This is a genomic window from Blautia sp. HCP3S3_C12 (assembly GCF_052064155.1).
GTDB lineage: Bacteria > Bacillota > Clostridia > Lachnospirales > Lachnospiraceae > Blautia_A.
Genome location: NZ_JBQHWC010000012.1, coordinates 84,151 through 107,710 on the forward strand (window position 1 = coordinate 84,151; position 23,560 = coordinate 107,710).

A 23,560-nucleotide genomic window follows, 5' to 3' on the forward strand; every position below is an offset into this window, starting at 1 on the left:
TTAACACACTTTGTAAAATAGACCATATATAGGCATTGAATTCAGAATTTTTTAGTAATTATTTACGTCAAATACCTTGCTAAAACTACCGGAAAGATGTATAATGACATTAAATTGATAATTTATTGTCATGAAGACTGCCCTGAAGTGCCCGTAAATAGAGGAACAGGAGAGTTTTCAGTATAGAAAGGGGCATTTATATGCATTTAATCAAAGATGAGAATGGTAATCTTGTCCAGCATGGACACGGACATACCCATGAGCATACTCATGCAGATGGAACTACCCATACTCATGAGCATTCACATGGAGAGGGACATGACCATGGACATACACATACAGATCATGGCTGTGAGACAGGACATTGCGGAAGCTGTCAGGAGGGAGACTGCAAGAATGAAACGCTTGCACTGCTGACTTACATGCTTCAGCATAATGAGCATCATGCTCAGGAACTGGATCAGATGGCTGATAATCTGGCAAAAATGGGAATGGACGCTGCATGTAAGACAATCAAGGAAGCAGTGTCTGATTTCCAGAAAGGCAATATGCGTCTTGGACTTGCTCTGACACTTGTTAAAGATGAGATGAAATAGGAGGCGACAGCACATGTGTTTGGCAACAGTATTTAAGGAAAGCGATGATTCTGTTATTTTCAAAAACGTAGCAAGAATCGATGTGGATGGAAACAAACTGATTCTCCGTGATATTATGGGGGATGAGAGAGTTGTAGAGGGAAGCATCCTTATGGTTGATCTTGCAAACAGTATTGTAAAGCTGAAATGTGACTAGGCTTTTGAGAACAGTATAGAATCTGATAAACTGCGTAGCAGTTATTCGGTTATGTGCAAGTAGCGAAGCGGATGATTTTATCCGCTTGAAAGAAAAATTTAGGAGGCACCTGGTTTTATGGCACATGTTATTGCCGTCGCAGGAAAAGGCGGCGTAGGAAAAACAACATTATGCGGAATGCTGATCCAATATCTGTGTGAAATGGGTAAGGGACCGATTCTGGCAGTGGACGCTGATGCAAATTCAAATCTGAATGAGGTTCTGGGAGTAGAGGTTGAAACTACTTTAGGCGATGTACGTGAGGAAATCGCTCGTGCAGAACTTGCAAAGGAAAGTCCGATCCCAAAGGGAATGTCTAAGGCAGATTATGCGGAGATGCGTTTCGAGGATGCCCTGGTGGAGGATGATGATTTTGATCTTCTGGTAATGGGCAGGACTCAGGGAAAGGGTTGCTATTGCTATGTAAATGGCCTTTTACAGACCCAGCTGGCCAAATATCAGAATAATTATCCTTACTTTGTAGTAGATAATGAGGCGGGAATGGAACATATCAGTAGAGGTGTCCTTCCCAGCATGCAGACAGCAATCCTTGTCAGCGACTGTTCACGGAGAGGTGTACAGGCAGTTGGCAGAATTGCAGAACTGATCAAAGAATGTGATATGCATCCGGAGACTGTAGGATTGATCATCAACAGAGCTCCCAAGGGAGAACTGAATGAGGGAATCAAAGAGGAAATCCAGAAACAGGGACTTACACTCCTTGGAGTAGTTCCTCAGGATGAAGCAGTATATGAATATGACTGTGAAGGCCGTCCTACAAGCAGGCTTCCGGAAGATAATCCTGTGAAGAAGGCACTGAGAGCCATAGTTGACAAACTGGATTTATAGGAAATATGTTCCTGACTGTACATTTCCGCACAGTCAGGGGCTGTCAGCGTATTACTGCTTTGAGTTTTTTTATGTTAAAATAACCCATGGGTAGGGATGGGTTCTTGCCAATGGGATTATTAAAAATATATTAAGTGCATATAAAATGCACAAACCAGAATTAAAGGAGGTCTATAATGAGTGAATTCAAATTAACTACAGTGGAAGAGTTTGAAGAGGCTACTGCCAGACTTTTGGAGACAGGTGCAAAGGTTGGAGCTGACGCATGGCAGCTTCGTGTAAAAAACCAGACTCCACATTGTAAATTCGGTGAGCAGGGTGTCTGCTGTCGTATCTGTGCTATGGGACCATGTCGTATTACCCCTAAAGCACCAAGAGGTATCTGTGGATGTGACGTCCATGGTATCGTAGGAAGAAACTTCCTGAAATTTACAGCAGGTGGTGCAGCTACTCACTCTGATCACGGTCGTGAAATCTGCCACACATTATATTGTGCAAAAGACGGCGGAAACTATCAGGTAAAAGATCCTGAGAAACTGATCCGTATCGCAAAAGAATGGGGCGTAGAGACAGAAGGAAAAGATATCTATGATCTGGCTCATGAAATGGCTGAGACAGGATTGATGGAATATGGTAAACCATTTGGATATCAGAGATTCCTTGACAGAATGCCTGCAGGACAGAAAGAGAAACTGATTGAAAATGAAATTGCACCACGTGCTATCGACCGTGAAGTTTCCACTTCTTTACATATGGCTCATATGGGATGCTCTTCTCTTCCGGAAGCTCTTGTAAAACAGTCTATCCGCTGCGGTCTTGCCGATGGATGGGGCGGTTCCATGATGGGAACAGAGTTCTCTGACGTATTATTCGGAACTCCGAAGCCAATTGACACTGAAGCTAACCTTGGTGTAATGGTTGAAGAGAATGTAAACATCGTTGTACACGGACATGATCCGAGTCTTTCCGAGATGATCTGTGAATATGCAGACAGCAAAGAAATGATCGATTATGCAAAATCTGTAGGAGCAAAAGGAATCACTGTTTCCGGTGTATGCTGTACTTCAAACGAAGTAGCTATGCGTCGCGGTGTTCCGATGGCCGGTAACTTCCTGCAGCAGGAGAATGTAGTACTGACAGGTGCCTGCGAAGCGATCGTAGTAGATGTTCAGTGTATCTTCCCTGCATTAGGACCTTTAAGCAAATGCTTCCATACTAAATTTATCACAACTTCTCCGATCGCTCAGATGCCTGATGCTGAATTTATCAGATTCAATGCTGAGACAGCAGGAGAGAATGCAAAAGCAATCGTCAAGATGGCTATTGACAACTTCAAGAACAGAAAACCTGAACTTGTACATATCCCACAGCTGAAACAGAAAGCTACAGTTGGTTATTCCGTAGAAGCAATCGTTAAGGTTCTTGACGGTGTTACAAACTCTCAGGTTGATGAGACAGGAACAACAAAACCATTACTTGAGTGCATTACTTCTGGTGTTATCCGTGGTGCTGTTGCTATGGTTGGATGTAACAATCCTAAGATCCGTCCTGACTATGCACATATCGAGCTGATGAAGAAATGTATCGCCAATGATATCATTGTCATTGCTTCCGGATGTTCAGCACAGGCAGCTGCAAAAGCAGGTCTTATGGACAAATCTGCAAAAGATCTCTGCGGTGCAGGTCTGAAACGTGTCTGTGAACTGGCTGATATCCCACCGGTACTCCACATGGGATCATGCGTAGATATTTCCCGTATGATGATCCTTGCTGCTGAGCTTGCAAAAGATGCAGGTCTTCAGATTAATCAGCTTCCTGTAGTTGGATGTGCTCCTGAGTGGATGTCTGAAAAAGCTGTATCCATCGGTAACTATGTAGTAGGTACCGGTATTGATACATTCCTTGGTGTTGATCCATATGTTTCCGGTTCTTCAGAAATGGGAGAGCTTCTTACAGAGGGAACAAGAAAATGGACAGGAGCTGCTTATACAGTAGAAACAGATATTGAGAAATTAGTTGATCTGATGATCGAAAGAATCGAAGAGAAGAGAACAGCATTAGGAATCTAATCTGCTGTGATCTTAAAAATGTAATAAAAGGTGGATGACGTAAAATGAAAATAGCGGTTACAGGAAAAGGCGGCGTAGGCAAAACTACTTTTGCAGCAACGCTGGCCAGGTTGTATGCAGCAGAGGGAAGACCGGTACTTGCAGCAGATGTGGATCCGGATGCGAATCTTGGTCTTGCATTAGGCTTTGATGAAGAAACACTGGATTCTATTGTACCAATTTCCAAAATGCGTAAGCTTGTGGAAGAACGTACAGGTGCCACTGCGGGAAATCAGTTCTATCATCTGAATCCGAAGGTAGACGATATCCCGGAGAAATATGGTAAGGTCTGCAATGGCGTGCGTCTCCTTGTCCTGGGAACTGTCGAGACAGGCGGCGGCGGATGTGTATGTCCGGAGCATGTAATGCTGAAACGTATTATTAATAATCTGGTACTGAGAAGAGAAGATGTGGTAATTCTTGATATGGAAGCCGGCCTGGAACATCTCGGCAGAGGAACCACAGAAGGAATGGACGCATTTATCGTAGTGATCGAACCGGGTGCAAGAAGTGTTCAGACATACAAGAATGTAAAACGTCTGGCAAAGGATCTGGGAGTAGCTCAGGTAAAGGTTGTTGCAAACAAAGTACGCAACGAGGATGACGAAAACTTTATCAGAGAACGGATTCCACAGGAAGATCTTTTAGGAATGATCCATTACAACACAGAAGTAATTGATGCAGACAGACAGGGCAAGTCCCCTTATGACTTCAGCAAAACAGTTACTGATGAGATCATTAAGATAAAAGAAAAGATAGATCGTCAATAATCTCATATATTTAGGAGGTAAACAAAGTGACTTTATTTGAAAGTGTTTTTGCGGGAAATGACGCGGTTTATGGACTTACAGAAGGTGCCATCAACCAGGCAATTGAAAAATACGGCGCTGACAAAGCAGTCAGCTTCCCTGATACAGCATATTCCTTACCATGCTACTATGCAGTAACAGGAACAAAGGTTGGAACTCTTGCAGAGTTAAAAGATGCTCTTGCAGTAGTAAAAACTCTTATGACAAGAGAAAAAAGAACAAATGACGTATTTATGTCAGGTGTTGCTACAGCTCTCTGCGCAGAATTTATCGAAGTTCTGAAATATATCGACGGAGCAGTTCCTTATGAAGCTCCTTGCTACGGACATCTTGCAGATGCAGTGATCCGTGAACTTGGTGTACCGCTTGTAACAGGCGATATCCCTGGTGTAGCAGTTATCCTTGGAAAAGCTCCTTCCGCTCAGGAAGCAGCAGACCTTGTTAAATCCTATCAGTCTCAGGGTATCCTGATCACTCTGGTTGGTGACGTTATTGACCAGTTAGAGGAAGTTGGATACAAGACAGGTGCTAACGTACGTGTTATCCCGCTTGGAAAAGACGTTACAGCAGTTATCCATGTAGTATCTGTAGCACTTCGTGCAGCTCTTATCTTCGGTAACGTAAAACCAGGTGATGCTGCAACTCTGATGGATTACACAATGAAACGTGTACCTGCATTTGTTAATGCATTTGCACCGTTAAATGATGTGATCGTAGCTTGTGGTGCAGGCGCTATCGCTCTTGGATTCCCGGTTATCACAAACCAGGAAGATGTTGCAAGAGTACCGAAGAGCCTGATCTGCCAGAAAGACATCTCCAAATGGAATGCAACTTCTCTGGAAGCACGTGACATCAAGATCAAAATTACAAACATCGATATCCCGGTTGCTTTCGCATCTGCATTCGAAGGTGAGATCATCCGTCGTAAAGACATGCAGGTTGAATTTGACGGTTCCCGTGTAGACTGTGCAGAGCTTGTACATACATGCGAATCAAGCGAAGTAGAAGACCACAAGATCACTGTTGTTGGTCCGGAAGTAGACGACATGGAACTTGGCAGCAAGAACAGCATTGCATATGTTGTTAAAGTTGCAGGTAAAAACATGCAGCCTGACTTTGAACCGGTTATCGAGCGTAAGTTCCATAACTATATCAACTGTATCGAAGGTGTATACCACACAGGACAGAGAGATATGCAGAGAATCCGTATCAGCAAAGATGCATTTGCTGCAGGCTTCAAGATCAAACATATCGGTGAAGTTCTCTATACACAGGTTAAGAACGAATTTGACGCAGTTGTTGATAAATGTGAAGTTACTATTTATACAGATCCTGCTGAGTGTACAAGAATCCGTCATGAGGTTGCTATCCCGATCTTCGAGAAACGTGATGACCGTCTGAATACTCTGACAGACGAATCTGTAGATGTATATTACAGCTGTATCCTCTGCCAGGCATTCTCCCCGTCTCACGTATGTGTTGTTACACCTGAGAGACTTGGACTTTGCGGTGCCGTTTCATGGCTGGATGCAAAAGCTACCAACGAGCTGGATCCAAACGGACCTTGCCAGGTAATTACAAAAGAAAGACCTATTGATGAGAACCTTGGTTCTTATGAAGACGTAGATGAAGCTGTTAAGAAATTCTCCCAGGGTGCATTAGAGCACGTTACACTGTACTCTATCATGCAGGATCCTATGACATCATGCGGATGCTTCGAGTGTATCTGCGGTATCGAGCCATTCTCCAATGGTGTTGTTATCGCTAACCGTGAGTATGCAGGCATGACACCTCTTGGAATGACATTCTCAGAAATGGCATCCATGACAGGTGGTGGTGTTCAGACACCTGGTTTCATGGGACATGGTAAACATTTCATCAGCTCCAAGAAGTTCATGAAGGCAGAAGGCGGTATTGAACGTATCGTATGGATGCCAAAAGAATTGAAAGAGTTTGTTGCTGAGCGTCTTAACAACACAGCAAAAGAACTCTACGGAATTGAAAACTTTACAGATATGATCGGTGATGAGACAATTGCAACTGATCCAGAAACACTGGTTGGTTTCCTTACAGAGAAAGGACATCCGGCATTAGGTCTTGATCCGATGATGTAAAGCATGGTGGTTTTCCCGGAGGTATTATGTGAGTCATGCGGAGGCTTATTGAAAGCCTCCGGGTTTAAACGCTAAACAGCGTATATATAAAAACCATAGTATATTATGTTCAAAGACGGACAATATTGTGATCGTGTGAAAGTACAGCACTTATATTTCGTAAAGATAAGGTATGGATGTAATATATGCTGCCCGGTAATATGTGCGGAGTGTATGGCCGGTCAGCGATAAATGTATGATCAGTTGCTATATTCATAGATACAGTATAAAGATTGTCGCATTTTTAACAAAACATAACATCCTGCTCTTGTCAATAAGTATGATAATGTTGTATACTACATTCGACAGAATGTGTAAGTCTGCGAAAAGATACATACACACAGTAATTTTTTTAAGGAGGCCAAAAAAATGCCGTTTAATCAGAAACTTCAGAAATTCAATGCAAAGATTAATACAGTCACCATTGGCAGCGGAGATAAGACTGTAACAATCGGCGGAGACTCTACTTATCCATTTTATTCTTTTGATGCACCATCAGAAAACGCACCTAAGATCGGTGTGGAAATTTCTGATATGGGTCTTGAGAATGTTGTATCCGAAGGTATCAAAGCATACTATGACGGAGCTTCCACAATTGGAGAAATGGCTAAAAAAGCAGCAGCTATGGAAGGTGCTGATTTTGTAGCGCTTATCCTTGAAGGCGGAGATCCGAACGGTGTAAACAAATCTGTTGATGAACTTATTGCAGTTGTAAAAGACGTTGCAGATTCCATTGATACACCATTAGTAGTAGAAGGATGCAAGAACGTAGAAAAAGACGCTGAACTTCTTCCAAAAGTAGCTGAAGCTCTTCAGGGAAGAAATGTATTGATCCTTTCTGAAAAAGAAGAAAACTATAAAGCAATCGGTGCTGCAGCAGGACTTGCTTACGATCAGATCGTAGGTGCAGAATCTGCCGTAGATATCAACCTTGCTAAACAGCTTAACGTTGTAACTACTCAGTTAGGCGTTAACGCACAGAAGATCGTTATGAATATCGGCAGTGCTGCTGCCGGATATGGATATGAGTACGTTGTATCTACAATGGACCGTATCAAAGGTGCAGCTTTATCTCAGAATGATAACATGCTGCAGATGCCTATCATTACACCGGTATCCGCTGAGACATGGGGCGTAAAAGAAGCTACAGCTTCTGAAGCTGACATGCCTGAATGGGGACCGGAAGAAGAGCGTGGAATCGATATGGAAGTTATGACAGCTGCTGCTGACCTTGCAGCCGGATCTGATGCAGTCATCTTAAGACATCCTGAAGCTGTTGCAACTATTTCCAGAATGATCAAAGCACTTGCGTAATTGAATAGGAGGAACAAATAAAATGGCACTGAATGGTATTCAGATCTTTAAATTAACACCAAAGAAAAACTGTAAGGAATGCGGATGCCCAACATGTATGGCTTTCTCTATGAAAGTTGCTCAGGGCGCTATGAAAATCGAACAATGTCCGCATATGTCTGAGGAAGCTTTAGCATCTCTTTCCGAGGCAACTGCTCCGCCAATGAAGACAATCAAAATTGGTACTGGTGCAGAAGAGCACACTCTGGGTGGAGAAACAGTATTATTCAGACATGAAAAAACATTTGTAAGCAAGCCAAGATATGCAGTAGCTCTGTGCACAGATATGGATGATGCTGCAGTAGAGGCAAAGCTTGCAGAAATCCCGAAGGTAGATTATGACCGTATCGGTGAAAGAATGTACGCTGAACTTGTATATGTAAACTGTGGCGAAGGCGCAGATGCAGCTAAATATACTGCACTTGTAGAAAAAGCAGCAGGTCTTGGAAGAACTTTAGTTCTTGGATGTAAAGATCCTGAAATCGCAAAAGCAGCTCTTGCAGTATGTAAAGACAGCAAACCGGTCTTAAACGGTGCTGATGCTTCCAACTATGAAGCAATGAACGCAGTTGCTACAGAAGCAGGTGTTGTTCTCGGTGTATCCGGTAAAGACTTAAATGAATTATATGATACAACAGCAGCTCTTGAAAAACTTGGAAACAAGAACCTTGTTCTTGATACAACAGGTGCTGACATCAAAGAAACCTTTGCAAACACTGTACAGGTTCGTCGTGCAGCTCTGAAAGATCAGGACAGAACATTTGGTTATCCATCTATCGTAAACCTTGTTAAGATTGCAAAAGGTGACCTTCACTTACAGGCAGCTTTAGCATCTATGTTTACAATGAAATATGGTTCTATCATCGTTATGGAGCAGATGACATATGCAGAAGCTCTTCCGTTATATGGTCTGCGTCAGAACGTTTATACTGACCCACAGAAGCCAATGAAAGTTGAGCCAGGCATCTATCCATTAAATGGTGCTGATGAGAATTCTGTAGTAGTTACTACTGTAGACTTTGCTCTTACATATTTCGTTGTATCCGGCGAGCTGGAGCGTTCCGGTGTTCCGCTTAACCTGGTAATCAATGATGCAGGCGGACTTTCCGTACTGACATCCTGGGCAGCTGGTAAATTCTCCGGCAACAGCATTTCCGCTTACATCAAAGAAAATGTTGAGCCTAAGGTAAAATCCAGAAAGCTTATTATCCCAGGTAAGGTAGCAGTTCTTAAGGGTGACCTTGAAGCAAAACTTCCTGGATGGGAAATCATCGTTGGACCAAGAGAAGCTGTACAGCTTGTTAAATTCTTAAAGGATATGCAGGCAGACGGTCAGATCTAATCGGTGTGAGATGCCGGACCGGTCATGGAACCGGTCTGGCATTTAATAAGAAGCATACAGGTTATATCCTGTGTAAATAAATAAAAAGGAGAACACGGTTATGGCAAAATTTGTAACAATCGGAGAAAGACTTTCCACTACTGCACCTGCAGTAAACAAAGCATTTACAGAAAGAGATCCAGAGCCGATCATCAAAAGAGCAAAACAGCAGCTTGACGCTGGTGCTACTTACCTTGATGTAAACATCGGACCTGCTGAGAACGACGGAGAAGATCTGATGAAATGGGCAGTACAGCTCCTTCAGTCAGAGTTTGACAATGTTCCGCTTGCACTGGATACAACAAACAAGAAAGCTATTGAAGCTGGTATCTCTGTATATAACAGAGCAAAAGGAAAACCGATCGTTAACTCTGCTGATGCTGGTGACAGAATCACAAATATCGACCTTGCAGCAGCAAACGATGCCATCTGTATCGCACTTTGCTCTTCCGGTATGGTAGCAGCAGACAATGATGAACGTATGATGCACTGCCAGAACATGCTTGAAAGAGGTATGTCTCTTGGTATGGAAGCTGAAGATCTCTGGTTTGACCCGTTATTCCTGGTTGTAAAGGGAATGCAGGACAAACAGATGGAAGTTCTTGAAGCAATCAAAATGTTCTCTGAAATGGGACTGAACTCCACAGGTGGTCTTTCTAACAACAGTAACGGTATGCCAAAACATATCCGTCCGATCATGGACTCTGCTCTTGTAGCAATGGCTATGATGAACGGTCTTACATCTGCGATCGTTAACCCTAACGACCTTCGTCTGATGGAAACTATTAAATCCTGTGATGTATTCAAAGGCAATACACTGTATGCAGATTCCTATCTGGAAATCTAATCAGTATTATCCGAAAAGCGTATTTAATTGAATACATAATTATGGGGGCTGAAGGCTTCGGTCTTCAGCCCTTGTTTTATTACAGGCTATTAACGACTATGAGAAAGGTGGTTGCCGAATGTTTAAGGTAACATTTTCATTCGAAAATGGCAGTGTGGTAGAATCGTTTGCCAATGCGGGGGATAATTTACTTGAGGTAGCTCGTGGAGCCAATGTGGCCATCGATGCACCCTGTTCCGGAAACGGAGCCTGTGGAAAATGCCGTGTCCAGTTAAAGAGCGGAGAACTGGAAAGCAAAAAGACATTACATATTTCTGATGAGGAATATCAGGAAGGATGGCGCCTTGCCTGCTGCAGTAAAATCAGTGCTGATGTAGATGTGCTGGTACCTGATATTGCATCTGCCTATAAGAGCAGAATGAAAGTAGCTGATTTAAGCTCTAAAGAGGAAATAGCCATTTTTGAAAATGCCAAAAGAGATGTAGAACTTGCAGGCATCGAATTGAAAAACAGTCTGGAGGTTGTGGATGTCACAATGGATCCTCCGTCTCTGGATGACACAATGCCGGATAACGAGAGACTTACAAGAGCACTGCGGAAGTATCTGAATATCAGCAGAGTCAGAATCCCTTATGCAGTTCTGAAAAAGCTTCCGGATGTATTGAGAGAGAGTAATTTTTCAGTAAAATGTGTGATCCGCGCTACTTCTGACGATATGTTTGTGTATGATATCTTCGGTAAAGACGAAGATGTAGTAATCGGTGGTCTGGCAATTGATATTGGTACAACAACTGTTTCCGCTGTACTGATCAATATGGAAAACGGTGAAATTCTGGCAAAGAGTTCTGCCGGAAACGGGCAGATTCGTTTTGGTGCAGACGTTATTAACCGAATTGTAGAATCACAGAAACCGGGCGGCCAGCAAAAGCTGCAGGATGCTGTGATCAAAGAAACCATCAATCCGATGATCAACGAGATGTGCAAAAGTGCCAAATTCCCTAAAAACCGCATATACAGAATGTGCGTGGCATCTAATACAACTATGAATCATCTGTTTGCAGGAATTAATTCTGATCCATTACGTACAGAACCATATATCCCTGCATTCTTTAAGACCAATTCTCTCTTTGCTTCTGATGTGGGAATTGATATTAATAAAGACGCTCATATTATTATGGCGCCGAATATCGGAAGCTATGTAGGCGGCGATATTACAGCCGGAACCCTGGTCAGCCAGATCTGGAACAGGCCGGAGTTTTCACTGTTTATCGACCTTGGTACAAACGGAGAGCTTGTATTTGGAAACTCAGACTTTATGATGAGCTGTGCATGTTCTGCAGGTCCTGCCTTTGAAGGTGGTGACATTAGCTGTGGTATGCGTGCCACAGATGGAGCCATCGAAGCATGTACCATTGACAAAGAGACTATGGAGCCCACCTACAAGATCGTAGGTGATCCGGGAACCAAACCTGTAGGTTTATGCGGATCCGGTATCATCGATGTGATCAGTGAACTTTATATCTGCGGAATCATCAACCCCAAGGGTAAATTTATCCGTGAAGGAAAGAGAATCAAACATGACAAATACGGAATGGGCAGCTATGTCCTGGCATTTGAGGAAGAGGCAGGTTCTGTAAAAGATGTTGAGATCACAGAAGTTGATATTGATAACTTCATCCGTGCCAAAGGTGCCATCTTCTCAGCAATCCGTACAATGCTTACTTCTCTGGATTTCGATGTGAGCATGATCGATGATGTGTATGTTGCAGGCGGTATCGGAAGCGGTATCAACATGCAGAATGCAGTCAACATCGGTATGTTCCCGGATATCCCCATTGAGAAATTCCACTACATTGGTAACTCCTCTCTGACAGGTGCCTATCTGATGCTTCTGTCAACACCGGCAGAGAAGAAGACTTATGAACTTGCTTCCAATATGACATATATGGAACTTTCTACAGTGCCGATCTATATGGATGAATTTGTTGGTGCATGTTTCATTCCTCATACAGATACAGGTATGTTCCCAACTGTAATGGAAGAGATCCAGAACCGCTGATGATTCTGATAAACTGCGGAGCAGTTATTCGGTTATGAGCAAGTAGCGAAGCGGATTGCGAATATCCGCTTGACTATGAGAAATTATGAATATCTAGAGAAATAAAAATAACAGGACAGATCTTTAGATTCCTTTGATCTGCCCTGCTTATGGAGATTTATATGGCATTTAGCTTAAATGACTTAAATTATGAAAAAGACAGTAAGGAAAGAATGCCATGGGAGCATTATACTCAGGAGTTTGCAGCTGCAGATCCGAAGGAAATTGCTTCCAGACTGTCTATTCCTTACGATGAAGAAACAAAAAAACTTACTTTAACTTTTCTTGGAACACAGTATCAGATTACATGGCCGGATTTTGAAGTAACACATACTCCGGATGATAAGGGCTTTTATCCCCTGGAGAACATGATCTATGCCAGAATCCTGACTATCCGTTTTCTTTTAAACGGTGTGAAATCTGAGAGCTCCGGAAAATTTAAGACATACCGTGAGATGCCATGGGGAGAAGTATATTTAAGACAGTTTGACGGCAGATGCATCAAACGTCTGGCATTTTCCTATGGAAATCGTCTGGGAGATTTCAAGGCGATCATGGAGCATATCAAAGCTGTTTCAGTGAAACATGGAGATATTGCCTATGAAGTAGAAATTTTCCCGGATTATAAAATACAGATGATCCTCTGGGAAGGGGATGAGGAATTTCCACCTTCTTCACAGATCCTTTTTTCAGATAATTTCCCTGTATCCTTCCAGGCTGAGGATATGGCGGTAATGGGAGATGTGATCATCGGTTCTCTCAAGGCTTATCTGGGTGTATTAAAATAAGCTGTGGTATCAGCATTATGATACAGGAGAACAAGAATTTTTAAAGCCAAAATTTATATGAAACAGGAGAAAAAAGATGGGATTTTCAACAAGTACATGTACAGAATTCGTTGAAGTATTAGCTTCCAAAGCTCCGGTTCCGGGCGGCGGCGGTGCATCTGCACTGGTTGGTGCTGTAGGAACAGCTCTTGGCAATATGGTAGGAAGCCTTACTGTAGGAAAAAAGAAATATGCGGATGTTGAAGAAGAAATGTACGAATTAAAAGCAAAATGTGATCAGCTTCAGAAGGATTTCCTTCGTCTGATCGAACGTGATGCTGAAGTATTCGAACCATTATCCAAAGCATATGGAATGCCAAAAGAGACAGAGGAAGAAAAAGCTGAGAAAGCAAGAGTCATGGAGATCGTATTAAAAGATGCCTGCTCCGTTCCTATGGAAATCATGGAGAAATGCTGTGAAGCAATCGAGCTGATCGTAGAATTCGGCGCAAAGGGCTCCAAGCTTGCTATCAGTGATGCCGGTGTTGGTGCAGCTTTCTGTAAGGCAGCATTACAGGGTGCCAGCCTGAACGTATACATCAACACAAAATCCATGGCTGACAGAGAGTATGCAGAAGAATTAAACAGAAAAGCAGATGCCATGCTTGAAAAATATACAAAGATCGCAGATGACACATTTAACAGCGTACTTGGCAGACTGAAATAATAGTTTTTGAAAAATGAGTGCAATTTGGGAGGAAATAATCAATGGCTAAGCAGTTATTAGGTAAAGAAGTAACAGCAGCATTAAACGAGAAAATCAAAGCAAACGTAGCAGAGCTTCAGGGAAAAGGAGTAAATCCTACCCTCTGCATCATCCGTGTTGGTGAAAACCCAAGCGATATCTCCTATGAAAGAGGAGCAACAAAACGCTGCGAAACTTTAGGCGTTGCATGTGAGAAAATCTTACTTCCGGAAGATGTTTCCCAGGAAGAACTTCTTGCAACAATCGATAAAGTAAACAAAGATGACAGCATTCACGGCGTATTATTATTCCGTCCGCTTCCAAAACATCTGGATCAGGCAGTGATCGAGAATGCACTTGCTCCTGAAAAAGACGTTGACTGTATGACAGACCTTTCCATGTCCGGTGTATTCACAGGCAAGAAGATTGGTTTCCCGCCATGTACACCACAGGCTTGTATGGAAATCCTTGACCACTACGGAATTGACTGCACAGGCAAAAAGGCAGTAGTGATCGGAAGAAGCCTTGTTGTTGGTAAACCTGCAGCAATGATGCTGGTTAAGAAAAACGCAACTGTTACAATCTGCCATACAAGAACTGTAGATATGCCGTCTGTAGCACGTGAAGCAGATATCATTATTGTAGCAGCAGGCCGTGCAGGTGTTGTTGGTGCTGAATATGTAAAAGAAGGCCAGACAATTATCGATGTAGGTATTAACGTAAATGCAGAAGGCAAACTCTGTGGTGATGTTGACTACGCAGCAGTAGAGCCTATTGTAGATGCTATTACACCTGTACCTGGCGGTGTTGGAAGTGTTACAACTTCTGTACTGGTTGGTCATGTAGTAGAAGCTGCAATGAGAAAGGTAAACGCATAAGATGAAAAAAGTGCCGGGAAAATATTTCTGGCTGCTTATGACAATGACAGGTGCCCTGATGTTCGGGGCACCTGCTTTCGTAAGTGCCGGGCAGGATCAGACACTATCGGATAACAGTCAGGAACCGGATCATTCAGGGGAAGGACAGATATCAAAGCCTGAATATCTGGAGGAATCCTCAGATACAGTGATTTCCAATGAGGATCCCACAGATAACACCTATGGGTATTATACGATTATGGGTGGAACCACTGTAACAGCAGATGCCATGTGTTCTCTGTATAATGAGCAGGGTATTCCTTATCCTGAGGAGGCACTGGGGGCAGGTGGGGCACCGGATATTGAGACTTTCTGTAATATTATCATTGAGGAAGCCAATGCTGAAAATGTCCGTGGAGAGGTGGTATTCGCACAATCCATGTTGGAAACCGGATGGCTGTCTTATGGTGGCGATTCTGAGATTACCCAGTTTAATTTTGCAGGACTGGGAACAACCGGAAACGGAGTGAAGGGAAATTCTTTCCCTGATGTCCGTACAGGACTGCGGGCACAGGTACAGCATCTGAAGGCTTATGCATCCTCCGAAGCTTTGAATCAGGAATGCGTAGATGAGCGCTTTGACTATGTAACCAGAGAAACTGCTCCTTATGTGGAGTGGCTGGGTATCCAGGAAAATCCCTATGGCGGCGGCTGGGCAGCAGGAAAAGATTATGGCAGTAAATTAAGAAAAATACTGTCTTCTGTAAGTGAAATGTGATAAACATAATGCTATGATAAATAAAAACAACAGAAGAATGATTATAAGTATAAAAACAGGCAGAAGGAATTTCCGGTAAGGAAATTCCTTCTGCCTGTTTTATTTTGGCTATGGAATGTAAAATGCTGTCAGCTGTCATTTACAGACCAAGCTTGATCATTTTTACAATAGTATCCTGATCAAATTTACTGCTGTCAATGGAAAGATGATACTGGGACAGATCTGTCCATTTTCTGTCAGTAAAATATTCATAGTAGGTGCGACGTTCCTTGTCTACTTTCTTGACCAGCTTCTGAACACTTTTTTCTTCACGGCCTGTACGTTCTATTACGGTCTGGACACGGTAATCATAAGGAGCATAAATAAATACACTGAGACAATTATCCTGCAGGATATGATTGGCACATCTGCCTACAATGACACAATCCTCCTTCTGGGCTGCCTCCAGGATGATCTTACGCTGCAGATCAAAGAGTACATCATTCATGGGAACAAAATGAAATTCACTGTCCAGCTGCAGTTCATGGTCAATAGGAAAACGCCATTGGCTGCCTCTTTTTTCATCTACCTTTTCAAGCAGGTCATGGGGGATATTTTCCTTTTTTGCAGCAATATCGATCAGCTCTCTATCATAAAAAGCAAATCCCAGCTCATCTGCTAAAGCCCTGCCGATCAGTCGTCCGTTACTGCCAAGCATTCTGTTGATGGTAATCACACGTTTACTCATAGTCAAACCCTCCTTTGTGAAGTTTTTTGCATGTGAATATTATAACACTATTATCTGAAAATTTCCAGTATAATATATAAATATCAAATAATTGTTTCGGAATATTTGTATATAATACACAAAAAATGGGACTGGCTATTTTTATGACAGTAAGGTATAATGTATCAAGTAATATGAAATAAATGTTTGTGAAGGCAGGAATAAATATGAATGACAGTATGATTACCAGTGGATTATTTGAATTACAGGATGAGGGCTATCGGGTATTCCAGGCAAAATTAATGCCCAATATTTCCTGTGACAGAATCATCGGCGTACGCACCCCAGATCTGCGAAGTTATGCCAAAAAAATATTTCAAATGCCGGAAGCAAAAGAATTTATACAAAAACTGCCTCATGATTATTATGAAGAAAACAACCTTCATGGTGCTTTGTTGTCTTTGCTTTATCCTGAAGATATAGAGACTTTTTTGGCAGAGTTGGAGCGTTTTTTGCCCTATGTAGATAACTGGGCAACCTGTGATATGCTGTCCCCTAAAATCTTCAGAAAACATTTGCCTTATATATATGAAAGGATAAAAAAATGGCTTCAAAGTGATCATGAATATACCGTCCGATTTGGAATCGTGACTTTACTTGGCTTCTATCTGGATGATGCATTTGACCCGGAAATGCTTTCACTTGTTGCAAACACAGAGTCTGAAAAATTTTATGTGAAAATGGCAGTTGCATGGTATTTCAGCATTGCGTTGGTGAAGCAGTATGAGGTAACGCTTCCTTACATACAAAAGCAGATCCTGGAGCCATGGACCCATAATAAAGCAATCCAGAAAGCACTGGAGAGCAGGAGGATTTCGCCTGAAAAAAAAGAGTATCTGAGAAATTTGAAAATAAAATTATAAGGAGATCATTATTTTGGAAAGAAAAACAAACGCAGACAGAAAAAATCTGCAGCTATATGCTATTACAGACAGCCACTGGTTAAATGGACGCACCCTGTATTCCGTAGTAAAAGAAAGTCTGGAAGGCGGTGTAACCTTTTTACAGCTTCGGGAAAAAGAACTGGATGAAGAACATTTTCTGGAAGAAGCCAGAGAACTGCAGAAGCTTTGCAGGGAATATCAGGTTCCCTTTGTAATAAATGATAATGTGGATATTGCTGCTGCCATCAACGCAGATGGTGTTCACGTGGGACAGAGCGATATGGAGGCAGGTGATGTACGGGCCAAGCTGGGGCCGGATAAAATTATCGGGGTTACAGCCAAGACAGTAGAGCAGGCAGTTCTTGCCCAGGAGCGAGGCGCCGATTACCTGGGAGTAGGAGCTGTATTTCACACAGATTCCAAGGCGGATGCCAAGGAAATATCTTTTGATACATTGAAGGATATCTGCAGGGCAGTTTCCATTCCGGTTATTGCCATTGGCGGCATCACTGAGGAAAATGTAAGAGAACTGGCAGGAAGCGGCATCTGCGGAATTGCAGTGATCAGTGCTATTTATGCCCAGAGTGATATAAAGAAGGCAGCAGAAAGCCTGAAAAATGAAACCTGCAGGATGCTTGCAGCAGAGATAACAGAAGAGAAGAATAATTAAAGGCAGGAAAGATGAAAATGAGAAAAACAGCTTTAACAATTGCAGGAAGTGATTCCAGCGGAGGTGCCGGTATCCAGGCAGATATTAAGACCATGATGGCAAACGGTGTCTATGCCATGAGTGCGATCACTGCACTGACAGCTCAGAATACCACAGGTGTATCCGCTATTTTCAATGCAACACCGGAGTTTCTGGCACAGGAGCTGGACAGTGTGTTTACAGATATCTTTCCTGATGCAGTGAAAATCGGAATGGTATCAGATCGTGAACTGATTTCTGTAATAGCCCGGAAGCTGAAAGAGTATCAGGCCCGGAATATTGTAGTAGACCCTGTTATGGTAGCAACCAGCGGTGCAAGACTGATCAGTGAGGATGCGGTTGATACTCTGAAACAGGAGCTATTTCCCCTGGCAGCTGTTCTGACTCCTAATATCCCGGAGGCAGAAGTGCTTACCGGCATGAAAATCTGTACTGGGGAAGATATGATTGAAGCAGCCAGGCAGATTGCACAGCAGTATCAGTGTGCTGTTTTATGTAAAGGTGGGCATCAGCTAAATGATGCCAATGATCTGCTGTACTTTAAAGACGGCTATCGTTGGTTTGAGGGAAAACGTATTGATAATCCCAATACACATGGAACCGGATGTACCCTTTCCTCCGCTATTGCAGCTAATCTGGCTAAGGGTTATGATCTGCCAACCTCTGTAGAACGGGCAAAGGACTACATTTCAGGTGCTCTGTCTGCCATGCTGGATCTGGGTGCCGGAAGCGGACCTATGGATCATGGCTTTGCAATTACAGGTAAATACGTACAGTGATGAATTTCCGTGATAAATGTGGAATCATGAGGTATTTTTAAAATAAACGCTTTACAAACCACATAAAACCATATATAATAAGCTTGTAAGCAAGAAAAAACAATTTATACTTAATAAAACCAAATAAACCCACATTTGAACAACGGTATAAAACAACAGCATCAAAACAAGTAAATTATTATATGATGGATGAAGAGCGGAGGAAAGGATCATGAAAATTTTGGATTCAAAATTTGTACGGGGATTTATCAAAATGGCAAACGATGGCTACCTGCAAGGCTGGCATGAGAGAAATGGTGGTAATCTGAGCTATCGTCTGAAACCTGAGGAAGTTGAGATGATTCGTCCCCGTCTGAATGAGAACGGAGAATGGAAACCTATTGGAACAGAAGTACCGGGACTGGCAGGAGAGTTTTTCCTGGTAACGGGAAGTGGTAAATATTTCCGAAATATTATTGAGGATCCGGAGGTATGCCTGGCTATTATTGAACTGGATGATAAGGGTGTTAATTACAGAGTACGCTGGGGACTGGTAGAAGGCGGCAGACCTACCAGTGAGTTACCTACCCATCTGATGAATCATGAGGTAAAAAAGAAACTGACAAATGGCAAGCATCGTGTTATTTATCATGCCCATACAACGAATACCATTGCCCTGACTTTTGTGCTGCCTCTGGATGATAAAGTATTTACCAGAGAACTATGGGAATCTGCCACAGAGTGTCCGGTAGTATTTCCGGATGGTGTTGGTGTAGTAGGATGGATGGTTCCGGGCGGACGGGAGATTGCAGTAAAAACGGCTGAGTTAATGAAGAAATATGATGTTGTTATCTGGGCACATCATGGAATGTTCTGTTCCGGCGAGGATTTTGACCTTACCTTCGGTCTGCTTCATACAGTAGAGAAATCTGCGGAGATCCTAGTAAAGATCCTGTCCATGTCACCGACAAAGCTCCAGACTATCACACCTGATAATTTCCGTGCACTGGCCAGGGACTTTAAGGTTACATTACCGGAAGAATTTCTGTACGAAAAGAACGTTTAAAATAATAGACAATATCAATCATGGAGAAAACCGATGGCTTTGACTGTTTTTTCAGTCAGGTCATCGGTTTTCTTTCGTCAACTCCTCAACTGTGAGGTTCTTATCTGATTAGTACTGTCCACCCTGAGAACCACTGGACATCTGTCTTTCCTGGGCTTCGATCATCTTTTTCATAATAGTATCAGAACGTCCCTGCCTGAATTTCCCAGTTCATGGAAGATGATTTGATTTTCCGGGAGAAAACTATAATAGTATTTTGATATAATAATCTCTTTCTGATCTTCATTATAGTACAGAAACCCTGAAAATACTAGTACATCGTTTTCGATGTACTAGGTTTAAAAAAGAGACAGAAAAGAGACCAAAAGAGACAAATGGTCTCTTTGGATTTATTCTATAATTCTTCATAAAAATACATTATAGAAATATTTAGAAGTACCTGATAGATCTGGCGAGACAGCGTCTCATAATACTGCATCCGCGGAAGGGCAACCAGATAACCGACTTCCAACGATGGGTCAGCTGCAAGGGCAAGGGAATCAAAGGAAGCCCGCCGGATAAAGGAAGAATTTGTTTTTGGCGAATTTGTCTTACTTCTGATTGAATAATATTAATTAAGCAAAAATAAAATGTTACGAAATAATTATAAAACAATTATAAATAAACAAACACTATATTGACATGATACTCATAAGGTGATATATATATATATAATATCTATATAACACATATGAATTAATAAAGGAGTAGAGGAGGGAAAAGATGTAATCTGTAACTATTTGATATTAAGAGGTGGGTAATTAGAAAATCCCTGAATAATTTTCAGAAAGGAGCAAAAGTATGTTGAGAAAAAAGTGGGAAAGAACCTTTCTTGTAACGGTACTAGCAATGACAATGTCTTTGACACCTGTTTCTGCATTCGGAAGTGAAGCATTTACAGATGGCGGTGAAGTTGGACAGGCAGACGGGAGTGCAGATTTGTTTGTGGAAGAAGATTTGCTGGAGAATGTTTTTGATGACGGAGTAGGAACAGAATCCGTATCGGAAGTGCCGGATATGACTTCAGAGCCTGTTGTTTCAGCGGAAACAGAGTTGTCTTCGAATCAGTTTGTTTACGAAGGAGTAATATACCGCAAAGATACCGGAAGGGATACCTGTGGAATTGTAGGCTACACAGAGGAAGTGCCTGAGGATCTTACGCTGAAAGAGTACGTCAGTGACGGAACGAAAGACTTGTTTGTATACTCTGTAGCAGACAAAGCTTTTCAGAATTGTACGAAATTAAAAAAAGTATCTGTAGAATCAGCCTTCTTTGAGGTGGGAAAAAATATCTTCGATGGCTGTGAGGGGCTTACCGTTGAGTGCTATCGCTACACCTATATTTACAATGACCTTAAGGATAATGAAAAAATAAATCTGGTAGTAAGAGAACGTCCCGTAAATGAAGATGGTGAGGAGGAAGTAGAGGTCGATAATGTTTCGTATTGGGCTGGTTTTTCTGAGTGGCACAGCCCTTATTATCATGCCGAAGGATTAAGGGGAAATGTTTCTGTAGAGAGAGGACTGTATGGTACACCGGTAACTATGTTTGCACAGGCAAGAAAAGATATTGAAAAGGTAGAATTCCCGGATACAATACAGGAAATAGGAAGCTATGATTTGTGTATGTTCCGTTGTTCTATGCTTCGTGAGCTTATTATACCAGATCATATTACTGAGATTGATGGGGAGTTTATAGCAAGTGATTGTAAAAATCTGGAATATGTGCATACAGGGAATGGCTATCGCCGCATAGGACCCAGTGATTACAGTGATTGTCCGAATCTGAAGAAAGTGGAAATAGGAACAGGTGTTGAAGCAATTGATGACGGTGCATTTAAGAATTGTTACAGCTTGAAAGAACTTTATATTCCTTCCAATGTGAAGGAGATATCTGCAACCGCTTTTTGGGGAATTGAAGACAGTATAACGATTATTGGAGAGACGGGTTCTTATGCAGAGGCTTATGCTTCTTCCATGGGAATTAAGTTCAGAAGTAACGGGAAGACAGCAGAAACTTCCGTGCTTAAATTGAATAAACCAGTTGTGGCAGGAAATGTAATCAATGTATCTGTCGCCGGAAAAAATACTGATATTATGAAGTATGAATACAGAGTGGATCAGGTTGCAGAAGGTGAGCCATATGAAGGAGAGGATGTGGAGTTACAGATACCTGGTACTTTGATTGCTACTTGGGAAGAAAGTATACGAACTTTTGAAATGAAGGATGCTGTCGTAGAAATTCCATATCTTTCGGAAGCAGGAGATTATTATATCAGAGTCCGGGGCTTAAAAAAAGATAAAACATGGACAATATGGAGTCCTCCGAAAAAAGCAACGGTTAAAGTAAATACACCTGCGCTGCCGGAAATCACCAACGTTATTGTAAAGGGTTCAACAGTAACGGTGACTTTGAAAAAACTGGATAAACACGCATATGCATACGATTATATACTTGGAATCAAACCGGAAGAAGAATTTCTTTATTATGATGATTATGGTAGGAATGGATTGAAGGTTTCTCAGTTTGTTCCGAGTATAAAAAAATACGAACTGAAAGACAAGAGTACCATAAATGTTACTTTTAAAAATGTAAAGAAGGGTACTTACTATTTGAGTGTGCGGGGATATTCAAAAGATGGAAATAAGAAGTATTACAGTATTCCATCAAAGATTAAAAAGGTAAATGTTTTTCTCCCTGCAATGGTGAGTGGAGTACAGGTGACAGGAAGAACGGATTCATCCATTACCTGTAAATGGATGTCAGAAAAAATTCGTCCGGATGGTTATGTGGTTTATGTGCAGGACAGTAGAACCGGAAAAATTATCAAACGTGTAAACGTTAAGAATTCATTAACTTCTATGACAGTGAAAGGTCTGGCTGCAGGACAGGGTTATAAGATCATTGTTCGTGCTTACAATCGTGTAAACGGAAAGAATTATTATTCGGATTATAGTGAAAGTCAGGTAATCTGCTTTACTGCGCCTGGAACACCGTCTTTGAAAGGAAAGGCTGTTTCCAGCCATAAGGTAAGACTTGACTGGAGTGGCGCTTTTGCAGCATATAAGGATGGGGAATGCAGTTATGTGATTTATTATCGTAATGCAAAAGATAAAGGTTATCAGCGTCTGATGAAGTTTACAGACGGTGAGAAGAACTTCATCACAAAGGCTTTAAAGAAAGATAATACCTATTATTTTAAAATGCGTGGAATCGTCCGTGACGAGAATGGAAATTATGCCACGACGGGAGCTTATTCCAATATAGTTAAGGTGATTGTTAAATAGAGAATGTATTTCAGGCACAGTGTTATCACTGTGCCTGTTGCATTGCGCACCTGGCAGCACACATTTCTAATCGGCGCATGTTCGGAATTCGCCCGGTAGTGGGAAGAATATAGCCGAATGCAAGGGCAACTACACCTTCGTGAATGGTAGGCTGTTCATCAAGTCCTCGTTCTGCAACTTCCTTCTGCATCAGTCTCATGTGATGGCGGCACCAGCGGAGCCTGTCTGATACATTCGGAATATCTTCGTAATGTTGATACTGCTAATTGAACAACTGTGCTTCCAGTAACTTGCGAGGGGCGATCAGTCGGAAACTTAGGATATACATAGGTGCATACCTCACATTGCCGTCCAAAGTGGAACAGAATCGGCGGTAGGATAGCAGTGAATTAAAAACTTTATCCTCACACGACTGAAGTCGCGTGCTTCCAGACGCTTTAGGCGTCAGACTAAATATCGGCGGATACGCCTGTA

Annotated in this window: 21 protein-coding genes; 19 read left to right on the plus strand and 2 right to left on the minus strand. The window is 42.1% G+C overall.

Features of this window, described 5'->3' with window-relative positions; all coding sequences use genetic code 11:
* The first annotated feature begins 200 nt into the window (after window positions 1–200).
* The 14 genes from ACTNDS_RS10715 (at window position 201) to ACTNDS_RS10780 (ending at window position 15,576) form a co-directional block, all read left to right on the plus strand.
* Window positions 201–596 carry a hypothetical protein gene (locus ACTNDS_RS10715; RefSeq protein WP_019161842.1) on the plus strand — a complete coding sequence of 132 codons (396 nt, stop codon included), beginning with the start codon at window positions 201–203 and terminating at the stop codon, window positions 594–596.
* A gap of 13 nt (window positions 597–609) precedes the next feature.
* A complete protein-coding gene (locus tag ACTNDS_RS10720) occupies window positions 610–792 on the plus strand; it encodes a CooT family nickel-binding protein (protein ID WP_019161841.1) in 183 nt (60 codons plus the stop codon).
* Window positions 793–909: 117 nt separating this feature from the next.
* Window positions 910–1,680: a nucleotide-binding protein gene (locus tag ACTNDS_RS10725; RefSeq protein WP_441035638.1), complete on the plus strand. Its 771-nt coding sequence runs from the start codon at window positions 910–912 to the stop codon at window positions 1,678–1,680.
* A gap of 176 nt (window positions 1,681–1,856) precedes the next feature.
* Window positions 1,857–3,749 carry an anaerobic carbon-monoxide dehydrogenase catalytic subunit gene (cooS, locus tag ACTNDS_RS10730; RefSeq protein ID WP_441035640.1) on the plus strand — a complete coding sequence of 631 codons (1,893 nt, stop codon included), beginning with the start codon at window positions 1,857–1,859 and terminating at the stop codon, window positions 3,747–3,749.
* Between the two features lie 44 nt (window positions 3,750–3,793).
* A complete protein-coding gene (locus tag ACTNDS_RS10735) occupies window positions 3,794–4,558 on the plus strand; it encodes a nucleotide-binding protein (RefSeq protein ID WP_441035642.1) in 765 nt (254 codons plus the stop codon).
* Window positions 4,559–4,584: 26 nt separating this feature from the next.
* Complete coding sequence (gene acsB / locus ACTNDS_RS10740) at window positions 4,585–6,711, plus strand: acetyl-CoA decarbonylase/synthase complex subunit alpha/beta (RefSeq protein ID WP_441035644.1); 2,127 nt, start codon at window positions 4,585–4,587, stop codon at window positions 6,709–6,711.
* Window positions 6,712–7,119: 408 nt separating this feature from the next.
* Window positions 7,120–8,064 (plus strand): acetyl-CoA decarbonylase/synthase complex subunit delta, encoded by a 945-nt coding sequence (acsD, locus tag ACTNDS_RS10745; protein ID WP_303242445.1) that lies wholly within the window; start codon window positions 7,120–7,122, stop codon window positions 8,062–8,064.
* A gap of 22 nt (window positions 8,065–8,086) precedes the next feature.
* A complete protein-coding gene (gene acsC, locus ACTNDS_RS10750) occupies window positions 8,087–9,445 on the plus strand; it encodes an acetyl-CoA decarbonylase/synthase complex subunit gamma (RefSeq protein ID WP_441035646.1) in 1,359 nt (452 codons plus the stop codon).
* 100 nt (window positions 9,446–9,545) lie between these two features.
* Entirely contained in the window at window positions 9,546–10,331 is a 786-nt protein-coding gene (gene acsE / locus ACTNDS_RS10755) for a carbon monoxide dehydrogenase/acetyl-CoA synthase methytransferase subunit (RefSeq protein ID WP_118331018.1), read from the plus strand.
* 118 nt (window positions 10,332–10,449) lie between these two features.
* Window positions 10,450–12,390: a corrinoid activation/regeneration protein AcsV gene (gene acsV, locus ACTNDS_RS10760; protein ID WP_441035649.1), complete on the plus strand. Its 1,941-nt coding sequence runs from the start codon at window positions 10,450–10,452 to the stop codon at window positions 12,388–12,390.
* A 161-nt stretch (window positions 12,391–12,551) separates the two neighbouring features.
* A complete protein-coding gene (locus ACTNDS_RS10765; protein WP_441035651.1) occupies window positions 12,552–13,217 on the plus strand; it encodes a DUF3786 domain-containing protein in 666 nt (221 codons plus the stop codon).
* Between the two features lie 76 nt (window positions 13,218–13,293).
* Window positions 13,294–13,923 carry a cyclodeaminase/cyclohydrolase family protein gene (locus tag ACTNDS_RS10770; protein WP_019161830.1) on the plus strand — a complete coding sequence of 210 codons (630 nt, stop codon included), beginning with the start codon at window positions 13,294–13,296 and terminating at the stop codon, window positions 13,921–13,923.
* A 41-nt stretch (window positions 13,924–13,964) separates the two neighbouring features.
* Window positions 13,965–14,819, plus strand: coding sequence for a bifunctional 5,10-methylenetetrahydrofolate dehydrogenase/5,10-methenyltetrahydrofolate cyclohydrolase (locus tag ACTNDS_RS10775; RefSeq protein ID WP_008703871.1), 855 nt, complete (start codon window positions 13,965–13,967; stop codon window positions 14,817–14,819).
* 1 nt (window position 14,820) lies between these two features.
* Window positions 14,821–15,576 (plus strand): glucosaminidase domain-containing protein, encoded by a 756-nt coding sequence (locus ACTNDS_RS10780; RefSeq protein WP_433844482.1) that lies wholly within the window; start codon window positions 14,821–14,823, stop codon window positions 15,574–15,576.
* A 139-nt stretch (window positions 15,577–15,715) separates the two neighbouring features.
* Here the strand turns inward: ACTNDS_RS10780 and ACTNDS_RS10785 are convergent, their stop codons facing one another.
* The gene (locus tag ACTNDS_RS10785; RefSeq protein WP_186994234.1) at window positions 15,716–16,303 is read right to left on the minus strand and encodes an AAA family ATPase; all 588 of its coding nucleotides are present in this window, start codon (window positions 16,301–16,303) and stop codon (window positions 15,716–15,718) included.
* Window positions 16,304–16,509: 206 nt separating this feature from the next.
* On the opposite strand from ACTNDS_RS10785, the gene ACTNDS_RS10790 reads away from it, so the two are divergent.
* From ACTNDS_RS10790 to ACTNDS_RS10810, 5 genes are all read left to right on the plus strand, one after another.
* Window positions 16,510–17,205: a DNA alkylation repair protein gene (locus tag ACTNDS_RS10790; protein ID WP_303243577.1), complete on the plus strand. Its 696-nt coding sequence runs from the start codon at window positions 16,510–16,512 to the stop codon at window positions 17,203–17,205.
* A gap of 13 nt (window positions 17,206–17,218) precedes the next feature.
* Window positions 17,219–17,896 carry a thiamine phosphate synthase gene (gene thiE, locus ACTNDS_RS10795; protein ID WP_173742385.1) on the plus strand — a complete coding sequence of 226 codons (678 nt, stop codon included), beginning with the start codon at window positions 17,219–17,221 and terminating at the stop codon, window positions 17,894–17,896.
* 17 nt (window positions 17,897–17,913) lie between these two features.
* A complete protein-coding gene (gene thiD / locus ACTNDS_RS10800) occupies window positions 17,914–18,714 on the plus strand; it encodes a bifunctional hydroxymethylpyrimidine kinase/phosphomethylpyrimidine kinase (RefSeq protein ID WP_441035655.1) in 801 nt (266 codons plus the stop codon).
* A 211-nt stretch (window positions 18,715–18,925) separates the two neighbouring features.
* Window positions 18,926–19,759 carry a rhamnulose-1-phosphate aldolase gene (gene rhaD / locus ACTNDS_RS10805; protein ID WP_173742383.1) on the plus strand — a complete coding sequence of 278 codons (834 nt, stop codon included), beginning with the start codon at window positions 18,926–18,928 and terminating at the stop codon, window positions 19,757–19,759.
* A gap of 840 nt (window positions 19,760–20,599) precedes the next feature.
* Entirely contained in the window at window positions 20,600–23,086 is a 2,487-nt protein-coding gene (locus ACTNDS_RS10810) for a leucine-rich repeat protein (protein WP_441035657.1), read from the plus strand.
* A gap of 25 nt (window positions 23,087–23,111) precedes the next feature.
* Here the strand turns inward: ACTNDS_RS10810 and ACTNDS_RS10815 are convergent, their stop codons facing one another.
* A complete protein-coding gene (locus ACTNDS_RS10815) occupies window positions 23,112–23,285 on the minus strand; it encodes a hypothetical protein (RefSeq protein WP_441035659.1) in 174 nt (57 codons plus the stop codon).
* Between the last annotated feature and the right edge of the window lie 275 nt (window positions 23,286–23,560).